General features: G+C 40.6%; 15 protein-coding genes and 2 pseudogenes. 16 read left to right on the forward strand and 1 reads right to left on the reverse strand.

Annotated elements, in window-relative coordinates; all coding sequences use genetic code 11:
- Window positions 1–312 (forward strand): IS3 family transposase (locus tag B5X76_RS21220; RefSeq protein ID WP_139375442.1); only part of this gene is annotated, 312 nt, incomplete at its 5' end.
- Here the strand turns inward: B5X76_RS21220 and B5X76_RS21870 are convergent.
- Window positions 252–1403 carry a hypothetical protein gene (locus B5X76_RS21870; RefSeq protein WP_139375443.1) on the reverse strand — a complete coding sequence of 384 codons (1152 nt, stop codon included), beginning with the start codon at window positions 1401–1403 and terminating at the stop codon, window positions 252–254. The genes B5X76_RS21220 and B5X76_RS21870 overlap by 61 nt on opposite strands.
- Window positions 1404–2310: 907 nt before the next feature.
- Here B5X76_RS21870 and B5X76_RS21225 point away from each other — a divergent pair.
- The 15 genes and pseudogenes from B5X76_RS21225 to B5X76_RS21295 form a co-directional block, all read left to right on the forward strand.
- Window positions 2311–2868: a hypothetical protein gene (locus B5X76_RS21225; protein ID WP_079645928.1), complete on the forward strand. Its 558-nt coding sequence runs from the start codon at window positions 2311–2313 to the stop codon at window positions 2866–2868.
- A gap of 44 nt (window positions 2869–2912) precedes the next feature.
- On the forward strand, window positions 2913–3266 hold the full coding sequence (locus B5X76_RS21230; protein ID WP_176141163.1) for a transposase: 354 nt from the start codon (window positions 2913–2915) through the stop codon (window positions 3264–3266).
- Window positions 3267–3319: 53 nt separating this feature from the next.
- Window positions 3320–4000 (forward strand): annotated as a pseudogene (locus B5X76_RS21235) (TraM recognition domain-containing protein); the annotation flags it as partial.
- A 113-nt stretch (window positions 4001–4113) separates the two neighbouring features.
- A complete protein-coding gene (locus B5X76_RS21240) occupies window positions 4114–4509 on the forward strand; it encodes a hypothetical protein (protein ID WP_079645930.1) in 396 nt (131 codons plus the stop codon).
- Between the two features lie 185 nt (window positions 4510–4694).
- The gene (locus B5X76_RS21245; protein ID WP_079645931.1) at window positions 4695–9014 is read left to right on the forward strand and encodes a CusA/CzcA family heavy metal efflux RND transporter; all 4320 of its coding nucleotides are present in this window, start codon (window positions 4695–4697) and stop codon (window positions 9012–9014) included.
- A 9-nt stretch (window positions 9015–9023) separates the two neighbouring features.
- On the forward strand, window positions 9024–10151 hold the full coding sequence (locus B5X76_RS21250; RefSeq protein WP_079645932.1) for an efflux RND transporter periplasmic adaptor subunit: 1128 nt from the start codon (window positions 9024–9026) through the stop codon (window positions 10149–10151).
- A 13-nt stretch (window positions 10152–10164) separates the two neighbouring features.
- Window positions 10165–10902 (forward strand): phosphatase PAP2 family protein, encoded by a 738-nt coding sequence (locus tag B5X76_RS21255; protein WP_245801108.1) that lies wholly within the window; start codon window positions 10165–10167, stop codon window positions 10900–10902.
- A 4-nt stretch (window positions 10903–10906) separates the two neighbouring features.
- Window positions 10907–11473: pseudogene (locus B5X76_RS22340) on the forward strand (cytochrome b/b6 domain-containing protein).
- Window positions 11474–11574: 101 nt separating this feature from the next.
- Window positions 11575–14076 carry a cation-translocating P-type ATPase gene (locus tag B5X76_RS21265; RefSeq protein ID WP_079645934.1) on the forward strand — a complete coding sequence of 834 codons (2502 nt, stop codon included), beginning with the start codon at window positions 11575–11577 and terminating at the stop codon, window positions 14074–14076.
- Window positions 14077–14197: 121 nt separating this feature from the next.
- On the forward strand, window positions 14198–14797 hold the full coding sequence (locus B5X76_RS21270; protein ID WP_079645935.1) for a TetR/AcrR family transcriptional regulator: 600 nt from the start codon (window positions 14198–14200) through the stop codon (window positions 14795–14797).
- Window positions 14794–15249 carry a hypothetical protein gene (locus B5X76_RS21275; RefSeq protein ID WP_079645936.1) on the forward strand — a complete coding sequence of 152 codons (456 nt, stop codon included), beginning with the start codon at window positions 14794–14796 and terminating at the stop codon, window positions 15247–15249. Before B5X76_RS21270 ends, B5X76_RS21275 begins: the two co-directional genes overlap by 4 nt.
- Window positions 15250–15258: 9 nt before the next feature.
- On the forward strand, window positions 15259–15585 hold the full coding sequence (locus B5X76_RS21280; protein ID WP_079645937.1) for a cupin domain-containing protein: 327 nt from the start codon (window positions 15259–15261) through the stop codon (window positions 15583–15585).
- A 48-nt stretch (window positions 15586–15633) separates the two neighbouring features.
- Window positions 15634–16161 carry an RteC domain-containing protein gene (locus B5X76_RS22495; RefSeq protein WP_449448519.1) on the forward strand — a complete coding sequence of 176 codons (528 nt, stop codon included), beginning with the start codon at window positions 15634–15636 and terminating at the stop codon, window positions 16159–16161.
- Between the two features lie 128 nt (window positions 16162–16289).
- A complete protein-coding gene (locus B5X76_RS21290) occupies window positions 16290–16616 on the forward strand; it encodes a response regulator transcription factor (protein ID WP_079645938.1) in 327 nt (108 codons plus the stop codon).
- Window positions 16617–16655: 39 nt separating this feature from the next.
- The coding region (locus B5X76_RS21295) for a transposase (protein WP_139375275.1) at window positions 16656–16940 on the forward strand (285 nt) is incomplete at its 3' end.

Below are 16940 nucleotides of genomic sequence, written 5' to 3' on the forward strand. Positions count from 1 at the left end.
TTTCACTCAGACCGAGGGATCCAGTACGCTTGTGGCGAATTTAAATCGATACTCAGCGATAATAACATAATCCAGAGTATGAGTAGGAAAGCGAACTGTTGGGATAATGCCGTAGCGGAGAGTTTCTTCAAATCTTTAAAGGCAGAGATGGTCTACCATAGAAGGTTTATGGATCAGCACTCGGCTAAATTAGAGGTGTTCGGATATATAGAAGGTTTTTATAACACTAAAAGAACACATTCGGCTTTAGGTTACAAAACACCTAGGCAAATGGAAGAAATGCTGTTGGGTAAAGAAAGATTAGCAGCATAAAAAAAGTCTCTCATTTTTAGTTGCAGTTCCATTTCACACCCGCTTCGAGCGGTATTTGACTCCGCTTCGACTTGTCTTCGAGAGCTCTTCGGCAGACCTTCGGCACCGCTTCGAGACTGGTTCGGGACTGCTTCGAGACTCCTTCGGGTGGTGTTTGACACGGCTTCGACTGCGCTTCGACGTACCGCCGAACAGGACCCGAACAACTGTCGAATAGCAGTCGAACAAACCTGCAGGCAGGTACGACGCTGTCCCGAGGCATTGCCAATAACTTCAGCCAGCTTAGCAGAAGCAGACCTGGCGTATTGCCTAAGTATTAGCCAAGTATGCTCGAAGTAATAACAGTGTATGAGGAGTGTATTAGAAGACAATACACTAGCCTTACTGATTCCTTGCTTATTCTTCGGACTTTGCTTGGTCTTTCCTTGCTCTTTGTTTGCCTGTTCTTCGGTTGTTCTTGGCTTATTCCTTGGTTGTAGACCAAAGGAGAAGCAACCAATAGGCCACGAATAAGCAGAGAAAGAGCCTGCTTGGTACCTACCATGACCTAACCAAGTACCACCTTGCTCCGATGATTCCCCGATGGCGCTCCGATAGTTCTCCGATGATGATCGGAGCCGCATCACAGCACAGTCAGGCGCTGAACCAAGCGAGGTAGAACAAAAGCAGAACAAAGGTAGAACCTGGGTAGAACTAAGTTGGTACACAGTAGGTGCCAAGTCGGCTGCCTCCTCATCAGATCCGTACCTGCTCCGTACCACCTTCGGAGTTTCATTACCTCCGGAACACCTTTTCATCACGTTTTCATCGAATATTCCCGATGAAAACGTGGTAAATCTATGGTCAAAACATGGTAAATCTGTGGTGTACGGCCGAAGCAAAGGCGAAACCAGTCCGAACGTAGTACGAAGGCTTCTCCTGTCTTCGCTACACCTACCCTCCTTTACGTCATTCCGACCGTAGTAGAGGAACCCCAACGGGCTCATCGCAGATAATCTAAAAACATTTAGTTTTTTTTCACTTTGATGGATAAAACTCTCATGTCCCCATTTTTTGAACAATCCAATCCCACCCCTAAAAAAATGTTTCATTTTTCGGTTATTTAAAGCAACACGCAAACACAATCAGGGCACAGCCCTACAGCTAATTACGTGCTACCGATTCACGATAAAAAAAGATTTCCCAAGCATCACTTTTCGTGAATTAGAATTGGTCTCTTTACGTTGGTAATATGACACTTAGGAAAAAGAAAAATACAATAACCGACCTTCACATATTGTACTAACAATACTGCTCCATACAAAACAATTTGTAGCAATAGAAACTAATCATTACCTTTAAGGTTCCAGATTAAAGATGCGATATCGCTCTATTATACAACTTTTTGTAAGGTGTATGATAGGTCGGTAGCAGACAAGAACACAACAGGCATTTTTAATGCGTTGCTGTGGGCTAAAAGGCAGATATTGTAAAATAACCGTGCCCCATTCCCCTTGTCTGTTTACAGTGATAGCAGTTTTATTCCGGTGGCGAAATGATGTTCTTGACATGTAATGAATGACAAAACCAGTGACCGCGATCTTGGATCGAGTCTGAGGGTTTCTTTGGGATGGTTAATGTAATCGTTCTCATAATATTTAGTTTATGTAGAACGATGTAAGTCGAAGAGGGGGAAATACCCTGTAAAAACAAGGGGTGATTCACACTTTAGGCCCGTGGGTGACTAGCCCTGCTGTCTAAGTCTACGCGAGACTCTTGACTCTACCTCCTAAAGTTAACGTGAACCACCCACATGCTTCTTTTATAAAGAACTACAAATGTAGTAAACTTTTTGAGCATGGGGCGATTTCACGGTTTCTCTCGAAGGAATTAGTCGTTTCGGGTCGAGATACATCGTTCACAGAGATTAACACCTCTGTTTCTTAATCGCTTAAACAAAAGTAAACATTCGATTCCTTAAATACAAATAAAATATAAGGAACCGACAAGATATTAATTATGGATGATAAAAAACTGGCTAATCAAGATTTAGATAACTTCTGCATTTATGTACTTTCTAGAAAGCAACACCTAGGTTTATCAAACGAAGCTTTCGGAAAAACCGTTAATATTTCTAAGGGTGAAATAAGTAAAATTATCACCAAGAAGCGCCAAGGTGTTTCACTTCACTCCTTTTATAACATCGCTATAAACTCTGGTGATACTATAGAAAACGCTAGAAAATCTGTTTACCCTCATAGGAACTTCAACTTAAAAAAAGTCAAAACTGACAAAAAAGACACGAATTCAAGAAATAAGTTTGGGTCATATATGAAGGAAAACTTTGAGACCGATGGTGTCGAATATATTCCTAGCAAGAACTCTTTTGATATAATTCAACAAAAGACGGGAATAACCGAAAAGCGCCTTAAAGAGATATACTTTAAAACAGGAGCACCAGAACCTTATGAATTTCTACTTATCGAAAAGGCAGTAGGTAAAAAAGCTGGAGAGATGATGAAAGAGTATCTCGAGAAGCATGTAAATCGTCAGCATAATTTGGACCTAAATGATTAAAAACTAAGAGAGTGTTTTCCTAAAAAGATTTAACTTTAATGATCATGGGAAGACCGAAAAAAACAACCCCCGAAAATTTCATCAAGGATGTACGTCGCAGTACCCGCAGAATTTTTACCGCCGAGCAGAAAATTATGATCGTGATGGAAGCTTTACGTGCAGAGCATTCTATTGCCGAGATCTGCCGAAAGCACAGTATTAATGAGTCTCAGTTCTACAAATGGAACAAGGAGTTTTTAGATGCCGGAAAAAAGAGACTTGAAGGTGATGTAACTCGTGAGGCAACATCGGATGAGGTTGCCGAGCTCCGAAAAGAAAATGCCAGACTCAAAGAAATGGTTGCTGATTTGGTTTTGCGCTATGATATCGTAAAAAAAAGCTTGGATCTGCTGGATTAACGGATAAGTACAAAAAGTATATGCGATTATCAGCAGGAGAAAAAATGGAGATGTTGGGTTTGTACAATTCAAGGATTGTAAAACTGATTAATAAAAAGGGACAGCTAAAGAGTTCGGTTATCATAGATGAGTTGCCCACGATTTATTTCAGGGGACTGGATAATCTTATCGCAACGGCGAGAAGTAATAAGGTAGCAGTATGCCTGGGCTTTCAGGATTTTTCGCAGTTAATACGGGATTATGGAGATAAAGAAGCGAAGGTTATTCAGAACACAGTTGGCAATATATTCAGTGGTCAGGTAGTCGGAGAAACAGCAAAGAGCTTGTCAGAACGCTTCGGGAAAGTATTGCAGAAAAGACATAGTATGACCATTAACCGCAACGATAAATCTACCTCTATTTCCACACAGTTAGACAGCCTTATTCCGGCTTCCAAAATTTCAACGCTTACACAGGGTATGTTTGTAGGATCTGTATCGGATAACTTCGATGAACGTATCGACCAAAAAATATTTCACGCTGAAATCGTAGTGGATAATGAAAAGGTAGATACGGAAACCCAAGCCTACCAGCAAATACCGCAAATATTATCCTTTGCTGATGAAAACGGAGTTGATAATATGAAACAAGAAATTGAAAGCAATTATCGGAAAATCAAAACCGATATTGTTGGGATTATTGAAAACGAATTGGAACGTATCAAAAATGACCCAAGCTTGCAGCATTTGGTGTAGCAAGGGCAATAGAAATGTGTAAAATAACCTAACATCCTTAATGTTTAATTTTGAAAGGTTTTAAATTACAACAACTTAAAAAACGGAATACTCTTTTTTACTAACTTTGCTATATGAGAAGAGTACTCGCCATATTGTTTCTGTCCGTATATCTTATTTCAACGACTGAGTTAGGTCAGTTGTTGAAATTTCCTATACTGGTAGAACATTATTTCGAGCACAAAGAGAAAAATCCTCAAATAAATGTGATGGAGTTTCTCGCACTTCATTATGAAGGCAACCACCTCGAAAATCATCCACACGATGAGGATTACGAGCATGATCAACAACTACCGTTTATCGTCCATACCGATGTTTTGAGTGTCAGTTTTGTACTTACCCCTCCTTTTAGTTTTGAAATAGAAACGAGAAAACTTGTGGGTAAAGAACCTAAAGCTTTACCGTTGGATGACACATTCTCAGACAACAATTACCTCCCCACTATCTGGCAGCCTCCCAAAGCCTGTTAATTTTTTCTGGATTGATTTTTAATTGAATTCGCAATTGTGTGTATTGCTTCTGTGTGTCTATATGACACCAGTATTGCCGTACCTAAAGTCTATATCAATTAATCATCTGTGTATTTCGGGATTTGCACCACCAGTGTGTGCCTGCAAATCCCGTATCCCATTAATCATTAACAGTATCAAAAATTATGTTAGACAAAATAATTGGGTTTTCCATTAGGAATAAACTCATCATTGGGCTATTTACAATAGCTCTCATTGTCTTGGGGTTGTATGAAGCCACCAAGTTACCTATTGATGCTCAACCTGATATTACCAACAATCAGGTGCAGGTCATTACCGTAGCTCCTTCATTGGGAGCGACCGATATCGAACGTCTGGTTACTTTCCCTATCGAACAGGCAAACAGCAATATAAATGGCATTACCGAAATACGGAGTTTTTCCCGCTTTGGATTATCGTTAGTAACCATTGTCTTTGATGACAATACCGATGTGTATTGGGCAAGACAGCAGGTTGCTGAGAGATTGCAAACCGTTCAGAACGAAATCCCCGACGGTGTAGGTACCCCCGAACTGGGGCCTATTTCCACTGGATTGGGAGAGATTTACCAATACGTGGTAAGACCCGAAAAGGGGTACGAAAACCAATTTGGTGCCACCGAACTGCGTACTATTCAGGACTGGATCGTAAGACGGCAATTATTAGGTGTAAAAGGCGTTGCCGAAGTCAGCAGCTTTGGAGGTAAGCTGAAACAATATGAAGTAGCCGTCAATGCCAACAAACTGCAATCGCAGAACCTCACCATCAGCGATGTATTCACAGCGTTGGAAAATAACAACCAAAATACCGGAGGTGCTTATATCGAAAAAGGTCCTACCGTACTCTATATACGCAGCGAAGGACTGATTGAGAATAAAGAAGATATCGAAAACATTTCGGTCACGGCAACGCAGGACGGTATTCCTGTATTGTTGAAAGATGTTGCCGAAGTGAAGACAGGCTATGCCACACGATACGGAGCAATGACCTATAACGATCAGGGCGAAGTCTCAGGTGCAGTAGTGATGATGCTCAAGGGAGCCAACAGTGCTGAAGTCATCAAAAATGTAAAAGAACGCATAGCCGTCATCCAAAAAACATTGCCCAAGGGCGTGGTCATCGAACCTTTTCTCGACCGTACCAAGATGGTAAACAATGCTATCAGCACCATTGAGACCAATCTTGCCGAAGGAGCCTTGATCGTGATCTTTGTACTGGTCTTGTTCCTCGGAAATTTCAGAGCCGGATTTCTGGTTGCTTCTGTAATACCGCTGTCAATGCTGTTTGCCATCATTATGATGAATTTGTTTGGCGTGAGCGGTAACCTAATGAGCTTGGGAGCATTGGATTTCGGATTGATTGTGGACGGAGCGGTCATCATAGTCGAAGCCGTACTGCACCAGTTGCACGGAAAGAAATTTTCAGTTGCCAATCGTATTTCGCAGGACGAAATGAACCATCAGGTCAGCAATTCGGCTACCAAAATGGTCAATAGTGCCGTATTCGGTCAGCTCATCATCCTGATTGTGTACCTGCCTATTTTCACGCTTGAAGGCATCGAGGGAAAAATGTTTAAGCCGATGGCACAGACCGTGGCTTTTGCCTTGATCGGTGCATTCATCCTTTCACTTACCTATATCCCGATGATGAGTTCATTGGTGTTGAGCAAAAAAATCAAGCACAAACCCAATTTGTCTGACCGGATTATGCAAAAGTTGGAGAACATTCATCACAAAGCACTCGCTAAGGTGCTGCATTTCCCGAAAATCGTTATTGGGGTGGTGGTTTCCCTTTTCGTCGTTGCGGTACTTATTTTGTCTCGCTTGGGAGGCGAATTTATTCCGGCATTGGAAGAAGGCGATTTTGCGGTAGATACCCGTGTATTGACGGGAAGTAACCTGAAAACAACGGTTGAATACACCCAGAAAGCAGCCCATATCCTCATAAGGGATTATCCCGAAGTAGAAAAGGTCGTGACCAAAATAGGAAGCGGTGAAGTACCTACCGACCCGATGCCGATGGAAGCGAGCGACCTGATGGTGATCCTGAAAGATAAAAAGGAATGGAAATCTGCCAAAACCTTTCCAGAACTGGCTGAAAAAATGGGCAAATCACTTGAAGCAGTTCCAGGAATTACGACCGGATTTCAATATCCTGTACAGATGCGTTTTAACGAACTGATGACCGGAGCAAGGCAGGATGTGGTCTGTAAGATTTTCGGTGAGGATCTGGACAGCCTCTCCGCTTATGCATCCCACTTTGGCGAAATCATCAAAACGGTACAAGGTGCTCAGGACTTATACATCGAACCCATCACAGGGATGCCACAAGTGGTAATAAAATACAACCGTGCAAACATTGCCCAGTATAATCTGGATATAGCCGGCATCAACAAAGTCGTGAACACCGCTTTTGCGGGACAAAGCACAGGTAAAGTGTATGAGGGTGAGAAACGTTTTGAGCTGATGGTTCGTCTGGACGAAACACAACGTGAAAATCTGCAAGATATACGCAACCTACTTATCCCAACGCCCAAGGGCAATCAGATACCACTGTATCAGGTAGCGGATGTACAGATCATAGAAGGGCCCGCTCAGATCCAGCGGGAAGATGCCAAAAGGAGGATTGTGGTTGGTTTCAACGTTCGTGGACGTGATGTACAGAGTATCGTCAACGAATTGCAGGGCAAAGCCGATAAACAGATGGCATTTTCGCCCGGCTACTATGTGACCTACGGCGGAGCCTTTGAGAACTTGAATGAAGCCACGAACCGATTGATGATAGCCGTTCCGGTTTCGCTGGTATTGATATTCATTCTGCTGTATTTCGCCTTTCGTTCCGTGAAGGAAAGTTTGTTGATCTATACCGCCATTCCGTTGTCGGCCATCGGTGGAATATTCCTGTTGGCATTGCGTGGAATGCCGTTCAGTATCAGTGCGGGCATCGGTTTTATTGCTTTGTTCGGGGTAGCTGTGCTCAACGGAATTGTTCTCATTGCAGAGTTTAACCGGATGAAGCAAGCCGGAGAGAAAGACCTGTACCAGATAGCACTGCTGGGAACCAAGACAAGGCTTCGCCCAGTACTGATGACCGCATTCGTGGCATCGCTCGGTTTCTTCCCGATGGCGGTGAGCAACGGTGCAGGAGCCGAAGTGCAGCGTCCGTTGGCAACGGTGGTAATCGGAGGTTTACTGATTGCGACGTTCCTGACCCTTTTTGTATTGCCCACTTTATTTGTGTTGTTTGAAAAACTGAAATTTCCGAAACTGCCATTCGGAAGGAAAAGTGCAACGCTTCTTATTTTATTAGGTTTGAGTGGTTCAGCATTTTCGCAAAGCATCACACTCGATGAAGCAGTGAAGATGGCTACAGAAAACAACCTGTCGGCAAAAAGCCAAAACCTGCTCGCAGAATATTATAAAAAGCGGACGGCTACTGGAACCAATATCCCACAGCCTACTATAACGGGCGAATTCGGACAGGTCAACAGTGCAACTTCCGATAATAAATTCGGGATTTCACAATCTTTCAGTTTTCCGACTGTGTACGGCAACCAGAAGAAACTGCTGAACGAAGAATGGAATTCGGCAGTTATCTCGGTGAGGCTGAACAAACTGGACATCCGTAAGACTGTAAGTGAACTGTTTTACCAGATTGTGGTTTTGCGTGAGCGGGAAAAAATCCTGAACCGTACCGATGAAATGTATAAAGGTTTTTTAGAAAAAGCCTCTCTGCGAATGGAAAGCGGCGAAAGCAACCTGCTTGAAAAAACGGCTGCCGAAGTGCAACGGGAAAACATTGCTATACAATTAAAAGCGTTGGCAAACGAAATTGAGTTGGCAAAAATACAGTTTCAACTGATGCTGAATGCTGACACCCGCTATGAACCATCGGCTTCCGACATCATCGTTCAGGAGGTGCTGTTTGATGCGAATTCGGATGTCGCACAACATCCGGTCTTGCTATTTTCGGCACAGGAAATCGAAAAAGCAAAAGCATCGGTTCGCTTAGAAAAATCGAAGCTGTTGCCCAATCTGTCAATTGGTTATTTCAACCAGAGCTTCAGGGATTTGAACAGCAATCGCTTTAATTCCTTTCAAGTGGGTGTAGGCATACCTATTTTCTTCAAAGCACAGAAATCACAGATCAAAGCAGAGGAACAGCGTATTCTCTTCACGGAAAATGAACTCGCTTTGCGTAAAGCCGAGTGGGAAAGTGGATATGAAGCAGCATTGCAGCAGTACCGGACACAGCTTGACATCGTCGGTACGTATAAGAAAAAACAATTGCCGGCAGCCGATCAGATTTTCAAAACGGCAGAAGAACAATTTGCCAATGGCGAAATAAATTACTTGGACTGGGTGATACTTAATAATCAGGCGATACAGATACAGCGTGATTATTACGATGCCGTGATGCAGCTCAATTTCCAAATATTCAATCTTCAATATCTCATTTCAAAATAAAATATTCTAATGAAAAATATAGTCGGAATTTTCGTTTTGCTCCTGTTATGGAGTTGTGGAAATAAGGAAAAAACAACAGAAGAAAATGTAGCGGAAGCTACCGAAAACGTGTTGAAACTATCGGACGAACAACTAAAAGCATTCTCGCTAACGACCGTTGAATTACAGGAAAGAAATGTAACAAAAACGCTGAAAATGAACGGAATGGTGGATGTGCCGCCACAAAATCTGATATCGGTGAGTAGTGCACTGGGCGGATATGTAAAATCTACGAAATTGCTACCCGGAATGCACTTTCGAAAAGGTGAAGTAATCGCTTTGATGGAAGACAACCAATTCATCCAACTGCAACAGGATTACCTGACAGCAAAGGCTCAATTGCAAAATGCAGAAGCCGAATACCACCGCCAGAAGCTATTGAACCAAAGTAAGGCAAGCAGTGATAAAGTGTATTTGCAAGCAAAAACCGATTATGAAACACTGCTCATCAGCAAAAAGGCATTGGAAGAAAAACTGTGGTTAATCCATATCAATCCCTTCAATGTTTCGGTGAACAACATCAAACGTACAGCGTCTGTTTATGCTCCTTTTGACGGTTTTGTTTCTCAGGTTTTTGTGAATGTAGGCAAATACGTTTCCCCATCGGATGTGTTGTTTGAACTGGTAAATCCGAAAGATTTGCACCTGAACCTGAAAGTATTTGAAAAAGATTGGGATAAAATCAACATCGGACAATCGCTTACGGCATACACCAACAGCAATCCGGAAAAGAAATATGGAGGCGAAATCATTCTAATCGGTAAAAATATTTCCCAAGACCGGGCGGTGGAGGTTTACGCCCATTTCACGGAAAACAACGCAAAACTTATTCCTGGTCTATATATGAATGCCGAAGTTCCCATACCCGAAATCAAAGCATTAGCACTTCCGGAGGAAAGCGTTGTGACTTTTGAAGGAAAACATTATGTCTTTGAAGTGCTGGAAAAGAACAGTTTCAGAATGACAGCAGTAGAAGTCGGTACCTCTGGTGACGGTTGGACAGAGATTGTCAACGGAAACCAATTAATCGGTAAAAAAATCGCCCAGAAAGGAGCCTACACATTGTTAATGGGATTGAAAAATAAAGCAGAGGATTAAGATGAAACCTATATTGTTATTGATTACTTTCTTGTATGCGTTGAGCTTAAAAGCTCAAACAGGAAATAAGGATACATTAAATATTGACGATAAGGCGTATAAATTTTCAGCGAAGAAACTTATTGTCCCGTCGGTTTTTATCTCTTATGGAATTGTAAGCTTAACATCTCCTAAGCTGAAAGAACTTAATTTATCTACCCGACACGAAACACGAGAACATTTTATTGCCGGTGCCACGATAGATAATTATATGCAATATACTCCTGCTGCGGCTGTATATGTGCTTAATCTTGCAGGGATAAAAGGGAAACATAATTTTAGAGACCGAACCATTATTTATGCTACTTCCCAATTAGTTTCCGCCGCAATTGTATTGCCTGCAAAACAATTCATAGGAGAGACACGCCCCGATGGCTCAAATAATTTATCTTTCCCTTCGGGGCATACAGCAACGGCTTTTTCATCAGCACATTTTATGTTTAGGGAATACAAAGAAACCAATTTTTGGTTGAGTATTTCAGGTTATCCCATTGCAATAGCCACAGGCATATATCGTGTTCTAAATGATAAACATTGGGTGGGTGATATAATTGCCGGTGCAGGAATAGGTATTGTATCAACCGAAATTGCTTATTGGTTATTTCCTGTCACATCGAAATGGTTTTCGTCAAAAAAAGAAAGGGAAGTATTGTCCGTTGTTCCTTTCTATCAATCCAAAGCAGTCGGACTTACAATTATAAAAAAAATTTAAAATAATGAAAACAATCTTTAAGAAAGAGTTTACTGTAACTCATAGAATATTGCACTGGTCTTTGGGACTTCCGATGACCGTACTGTTTATTTCTGGATTTTTAAGAATGCAGTGGATGGGTCGAAAGCCCATTGTTGCGGTTATCGAGCAGGATGCTCCCGGAATAATGACGAAGGAACAGACAATGGCTATAGCCAATGATATCCTTAACCCTATGTGGCAATGGCACGAATACGCAGCGTATATCATCGTTTTTTTCTTCTTAATGAGAATTGCCTAAATGCTGTTGAAAGGAACTCGTTTCCCAAATCCTTTTATCGGAAAACAATCCATAAAAGAACGTCTGCAAGGGATGACATATATTTTATTTTATTTGTTTGTAGCTATTGCTGCTATAACAGGATTTTATCTCAAATGGGGCGATGGGGATTTGAAAGAGCCTATGGAAACCGTACATAAGCTGGCGATATACTGGTTTCCGATTTTTATATTGGTATACATTGCAGGAATTGTTATAGCAGAATTAACAGGCAAAAAGGGAATAACGTCAAAAATGATTGGTGGAGATTAAATAAATAATTCATATTGACAAAAATAATTGGTAACACTACTAATTTAGTTATTCCAAAAGCAGTTTCAATACTTGAGACTAATCATCTAAAATTAAAAAATATGACAACCTATAATATCCCAAAACATCTCACAGGTCTTTCGGAAGAAGAGCTAAAAATTTCCCAAAGTAAATTTGGTTATAACCAATCAGACAGTATAAAGAAGAATACCTGGTACAATATGTTATTGGCTATTCTCAAAGAACCGATGTTGCTTTTACTCATTGCAGTGGCTATTATCTATGTGATTGTGGGCAATTATTCCGAAGCGGCTTTTATGTTGGGAGCAATCATAGCTGTTTCAGGCATCTCATTCTATCAGGACAATCGAAGCAAAAAAGCATTGGAAGCTCTGGAAAAACTGAACGAACCACTCAGCACCGTTATACGGAATTCAAAAGTAATACAAATTCCCACCCACGAAATTGCCGTGGGCGATTTGTGTATTATTGAAGAAGGAAAAATGATTAATGCCGATGGTGAAATAGTACACAGCAACGATTTTTCAGTAAATGAAGCCTCTCTTACAGGAGAAAGTTTTTCGGTGTTTAAAAATCAGGATACCGAAGACAGAAAAATATATAGTGGTACTTTGACAGTTTCAGGACTGGCGGTTTTTAAAGTTGAAAAAATCGGTTCAGAAACGAAGCTGGGAAAAATCGGGAAATCCATTCAGGAGATTAAAGAAGAGCGTTCACCACTGCAAATCCAGATTACCAAATTTGTAAAATGGATGGCAGTTATTGGAATAGTGGTTTTTCTGATGGTTTGGGCATACAGTTTTTGGCAATCCCGGAATATTATTGAAAGCCTGTTGGTCGGACTGACTTTGGCAATGTCCATTTTACCGGAAGAAATTCCCGTGGCTTTCACTACGTTTATGGCATTGGGAGCGTGGAAACTGATGCGTGAAGGTATTATCATCAAGCGAAGCAGCGTGGTAGAAACATTGGGAAGCACTACTGTAATTTGTACGGATAAAACCGGAACAATTACTGAAAACTCGATGCGGCTAAAAGCCCTTTTTGATTACAAATCCAATCAGGTTTTTGACGAAGAACGTTTCAACACACCCGAACTTTCCGAACTCATTGAGTTTGCAATGTGGAGCAGCGAACCCGTTCCGTTTGACCCGATGGAAAAAACGCTTCATCAGGTTTACGAGCAAACACAACCTAATGACCAACGGAAAGATTTCCAAATGGTACACGAATATCCGTTGGACGGTAAGCCCCCGATGATGACACATCTTTTTGAAAGCCATTCGGGCGAACGGATTGTTGCAGCCAAAGGTGCTCCCGAAGCTATTCTTGCCGTATCCAGTCTTTCAGAGAACGAAAAGGAAATACTTCGCCGGCATATCAGTGATTTTGGCAAACAGGGTTATCGGATATTAGGTGTTGCCAAATGTCATTTTGAGGGAAATAATTTTCCCGGAAAACAGCAGGATTTCAACTTTGAATTTTTAGGATTTACCGTGTTTTACGACCCGCCTAAAAAAAATATCCAGCAGGTATTCCGGAAAATTTACGATGCCGGAATTAAAGTAAAAGTGATTACAGGCGACAATGCCGACACCACAAATGCCATTGCCCGGCAAGCTGGGATTATCAATCATACTCCGGCTGTTAATGGTATGGAAATTATTCATCATTCCGAAGCGGAATTGATAGGGCTTTCAAAGACAACAACTTTATTTACACGGATGTTTCCCGAAGCAAAGCTGGCAATGGTAAACGCTTTGAAGCAAAACGGAGAAGTTGTGGCGATGTTGGGAGATGGTGTGAACGATGCACCTGCACTGAAAGCAGCTCATATTGGTGTAGCAATGGGAAGCAAAGGAACTGAAATAGCCAAAGCAGCAGCTTCACTGGTTATTACCAACGATGATTTAGACAAACTCATTACAGGAATTGCAGCAGGGCGACGGATTTACGCCAATATCAAAAAAGCCATTCAGTATATAATCTCCATTCATATTCCGATTATTTTGACCGTTTCACTGCCATTGTTTTTGGGTTGGATATATCCGCATATTTTTACGCCGATACACGTTATTTTTCTGGAGCTGATTATGGGACCGACCTGTTCCATTGTCTATGAAAACGAACCGATGGAGCAAGATACGATGCAACGGAAACCACGAAAAATGACCGAAACATTCCTTAATTGGAAAGAATTAAGCATCAGCATTATTCAAGGCTTGATAATTACAGCAGGTGTATTGTTCTCTTATCAATTTTCCGTTCAAAAAGGAAGTAACGAAGAAACTACAAGAGCAATGGTTTTTACTACCTTGATTTTTGCTAATGTGTTTTTGAGCCTGGTCAATCGTTCATTCGTTTACAGTATGTTTGAGAGTTTAAAATACAAAAACCCATTATTCCCGATTATTATAGGAGCAACTTTGGTGTTACTTTCTGTCATATTGTATATTCCCTTTTTTTCTGATTTCTTTCAGGTAAACAGATTAAACGCAGGGGAATTAGGCATAGCGATTAGCATTGCTACTGTATCTGTTTTATGGTTTGAGGCATATAAATGGATAAAGCGGACGAAATAAGGTGATATCCCAGTTTTATAATGTATAGATAAAATTAGTTTACTTTCTTGAAAGATAAAATAATTATTATTATTTTTGCGAGTGAATACTAACTAACGTGATTGGTTAGCAAACAAATAATATGGAAAAGTTCACAGACAGGCAAATAGAAATAATGGAAGCTGCAACGGCTCGTATTGATGCTTACGGTATTCAAAACCTGACCATCAAAACGCTGGCTGCCGATATTGGTTTATCCGAACCGGCTTTATACCGTCATTTTAAAAGCAAGAATGATATTTTACTTGGTTTGCTAAACTATTTTATAAAGGGAATGAAAGACCGCATCAGTAATCTTTCTGTAAGCCCAGATGCAACAGCAGGAGATGAACTGCGAGCAATTTTCAAATCACAACTACAAACCTTTATCGATAAGCCTGCAATTGTCAGTGTCATTTTTGCGGAAAGCATTTTTCATTATGACGAGGGATTAAGTTATAAAGTTTCCGAGATAATGGATTTGATGCATCTATACGTAAATACAAACATTGAAAAAGGACATAAGGCAGGGCAATATGGCAAACTGATCAATGCCTCTACGCTTACCACGATTATACTTGGAGGAATGAGAATGACCGTATTGAAATGGAAACTTTCGGGGCATAAGTCTAACCTGATGAAAGACGGAAAAGCAGTTTTGGAGGGAATTTTAAAAATGATTGAAAAAAAAATTGAGATATGAAAAAACTACTTGTATTTGGATTGAGCGTTATGTTGTTGTGGAGTTGTAATAATGTTACTGAAAAATCAGCGGCACATCAGGAAACAGAAAACCACGCAGAACACCAAGACGATGAGAGTTCTAATTCTATTGAACTCAACAATGGCGAAAAGTGGCTGGTGAACGAAGAAATGAAACCTTTTGTAGTGAAAGGCGAAGAATTGTTAAATACTTATATTCAGGAAGGAAAGACTGATTATAAAGCATTGGCTCAACAACTAAAAGAGCAAAACGACCAGCTCGTAAAAAGTTGTACAATGGGCGGCAAAAGCCACGATGAACTGCACAAATGGCTACATCCACATCTTGAAATAATTAAGGCGTTGCAAAATGAAACAGATGCAACCAAAGCAAGTGAAATTGTTTTGCGCCTGCAACATTCGTATCAGCAATATCATCAGTATTTTAATTAAACAACGAGTATGGCAACATTTGAAAAAGAAAGCATTTTCAATCTCGAAAATGCAATTGAATACACAAACGGCGGTGTTATCAGCAAACAGGTAACTAAAAGTACCGGCGGAAATTTAACATTGTTCTCGTTCGACAAAGAACAGGGATTATCAGAACATAAAACACCTTATGATGCCATTGTGCAGATTTTGGATGGCGAAGCAGAAATAGCAATTGCCGGAAAACTTCATCATCTTAAAAAAGGTGATTGTATCATTATGCCAGCAAACATTCCACACGAATTGAAAGCCATTGAACGCTTTAAAATGTTGCTGACGATGATGCGGCAGGAATAATTAAATAAAGACAATAAAAGAAACAAAAAAATTTGCTCAATTATATTAGTGAACGCTCACAAACTATTTGTTATTCCATTGATATTTATCGGGTGGAATACTGTTCAGGCACAGGAAGTCTGGACACTGAAACAATGTACTGATACGGCACAGGTCTATAACAAAACCCTGCAAATCAACCGAAACCACATCAGCATCAGCGAACAAAGGGAAAAAGAAGTAAAAGCCAATCTCATTCCGAAAGTTACTGCCAATGACCTGATACAAGTTTATTTGGAGGATAGGCTGAATAATATTGATTTGGGAAAAAGGTCAGACAACTCGTTGATATGGACGACAAGCAAAACGGCACTTACCGAACTAATATACGCCCTATACTGCCACCGTGTGTTTAATAACGGAAATACAGACATAAAATTAATTGCCAGAACTTTTGAAGATGCTTTCAATATTGAATTAGGCGATTTCTACCACACCTTTATGGAATTGAAAGCACGCAAAATAAACCGGACAAAATTTCTTGACAGTCTGTCTAAAGTATTGATAAAGAAAATTGACGAAGAGGACGAAAAGTAAGGAGAACTTATTTCTTTTGATTAAAACCGCATTACATCAAATTTTAGCCTAACAGCAAAACTATTGCAGGCATTCCAAATTTCTTCAAAATTGTATGTTTAAATTTGGAGAATGAAAGTCCCGAAGAAATGAAAATCTTAATTATAGAAGACGAGAAAGAGCTTGCCAAAAGTATTGTAGAGTATCTTTCTGAAGAAAACTATCTGTGTGAAGTTGCTTCCACCTTTACGGAGGCGATGAACAAGATAGATGTGTTCAATTATGACTGCATCTTATTGGATATAACCTTGCCGGACGGCAATGGTCTGAAAATATTGGAAGAACTCACGAAGGAAAATAAGGAAGATGGTGTTATCATCATTTCGGCAAAAAATTCCATTGACGATAAAATAAACGGCTTACAGCTTGGTGCAGATGATTATCTTACTAAGCCCTTCTGGAGTTGCTACCTTTAATGCGAGACAGATTTAATAAGTAATTATAAATTTGTAGAGATGCATAGAAAATTTGATGATTCATTTAAGATAATGGCGGTCGATTTGAGCGTTGTTAAAGGTTCAGTAGCAGAAGTTGCAGGCGAATTGGATATTGATCCCAGTTTACTTAGTAAATGGCGCAGGAACCCACGTTACAATGGTAATAAGGTTCTCCCGGACAATCCTAAGATAAGCCCCGAGGAACAGGAACTGAGGGTTTTGCGTAAGCGACTTAAAGATGCGGAGTTAGAGCGTGATATTCTAAAAAAGGCCATAGCCATCTTCTCCAAGGGAGACGGTCCA

The sequence above is a fragment of the Sphingobacterium nematocida genome, assembly GCF_900168125.1.
In the GTDB taxonomy this organism is placed as follows: domain Bacteria; phylum Bacteroidota; class Bacteroidia; order Sphingobacteriales; family Sphingobacteriaceae; genus Sphingobacterium; species Sphingobacterium nematocida.

Excerpts from the sequence above, each read along its gene's own strand:
- B5X76_RS21870 (WP_139375443.1), bottom strand. The coding sequence starts at position 1,403 with ATGAAACATTTTTTTAGGGGTGGGATTGGATTGTTCAAAAAATGGGGA.
- B5X76_RS21225 (WP_079645928.1), top strand. The coding sequence starts at position 2,311 with ATGGATGATAAAAAACTGGCTAATCAAGATTTAGATAACTTCTGCATT.
- B5X76_RS21230 (WP_176141163.1), top strand. The coding sequence starts at position 2,913 with ATGGGAAGACCGAAAAAAACAACCCCCGAAAATTTCATCAAGGATGTA.
- B5X76_RS21240 (WP_079645930.1), top strand. The coding sequence starts at position 4,114 with ATGAGAAGAGTACTCGCCATATTGTTTCTGTCCGTATATCTTATTTCA.
- B5X76_RS21245 (WP_079645931.1), top strand. The coding sequence starts at position 4,695 with ATGTTAGACAAAATAATTGGGTTTTCCATTAGGAATAAACTCATCATT.
- B5X76_RS21250 (WP_079645932.1), top strand. The coding sequence starts at position 9,024 with ATGAAAAATATAGTCGGAATTTTCGTTTTGCTCCTGTTATGGAGTTGT.
- B5X76_RS21265 (WP_079645934.1), top strand. The coding sequence starts at position 11,575 with ATGACAACCTATAATATCCCAAAACATCTCACAGGTCTTTCGGAAGAA.
- B5X76_RS21270 (WP_079645935.1), top strand. The coding sequence starts at position 14,198 with ATGGAAAAGTTCACAGACAGGCAAATAGAAATAATGGAAGCTGCAACG.
- B5X76_RS21275 (WP_079645936.1), top strand. The coding sequence starts at position 14,794 with ATGAAAAAACTACTTGTATTTGGATTGAGCGTTATGTTGTTGTGGAGT.
- B5X76_RS21280 (WP_079645937.1), top strand. The coding sequence starts at position 15,259 with ATGGCAACATTTGAAAAAGAAAGCATTTTCAATCTCGAAAATGCAATT.
- B5X76_RS21290 (WP_079645938.1), top strand. The coding sequence starts at position 16,290 with ATGAAAATCTTAATTATAGAAGACGAGAAAGAGCTTGCCAAAAGTATT.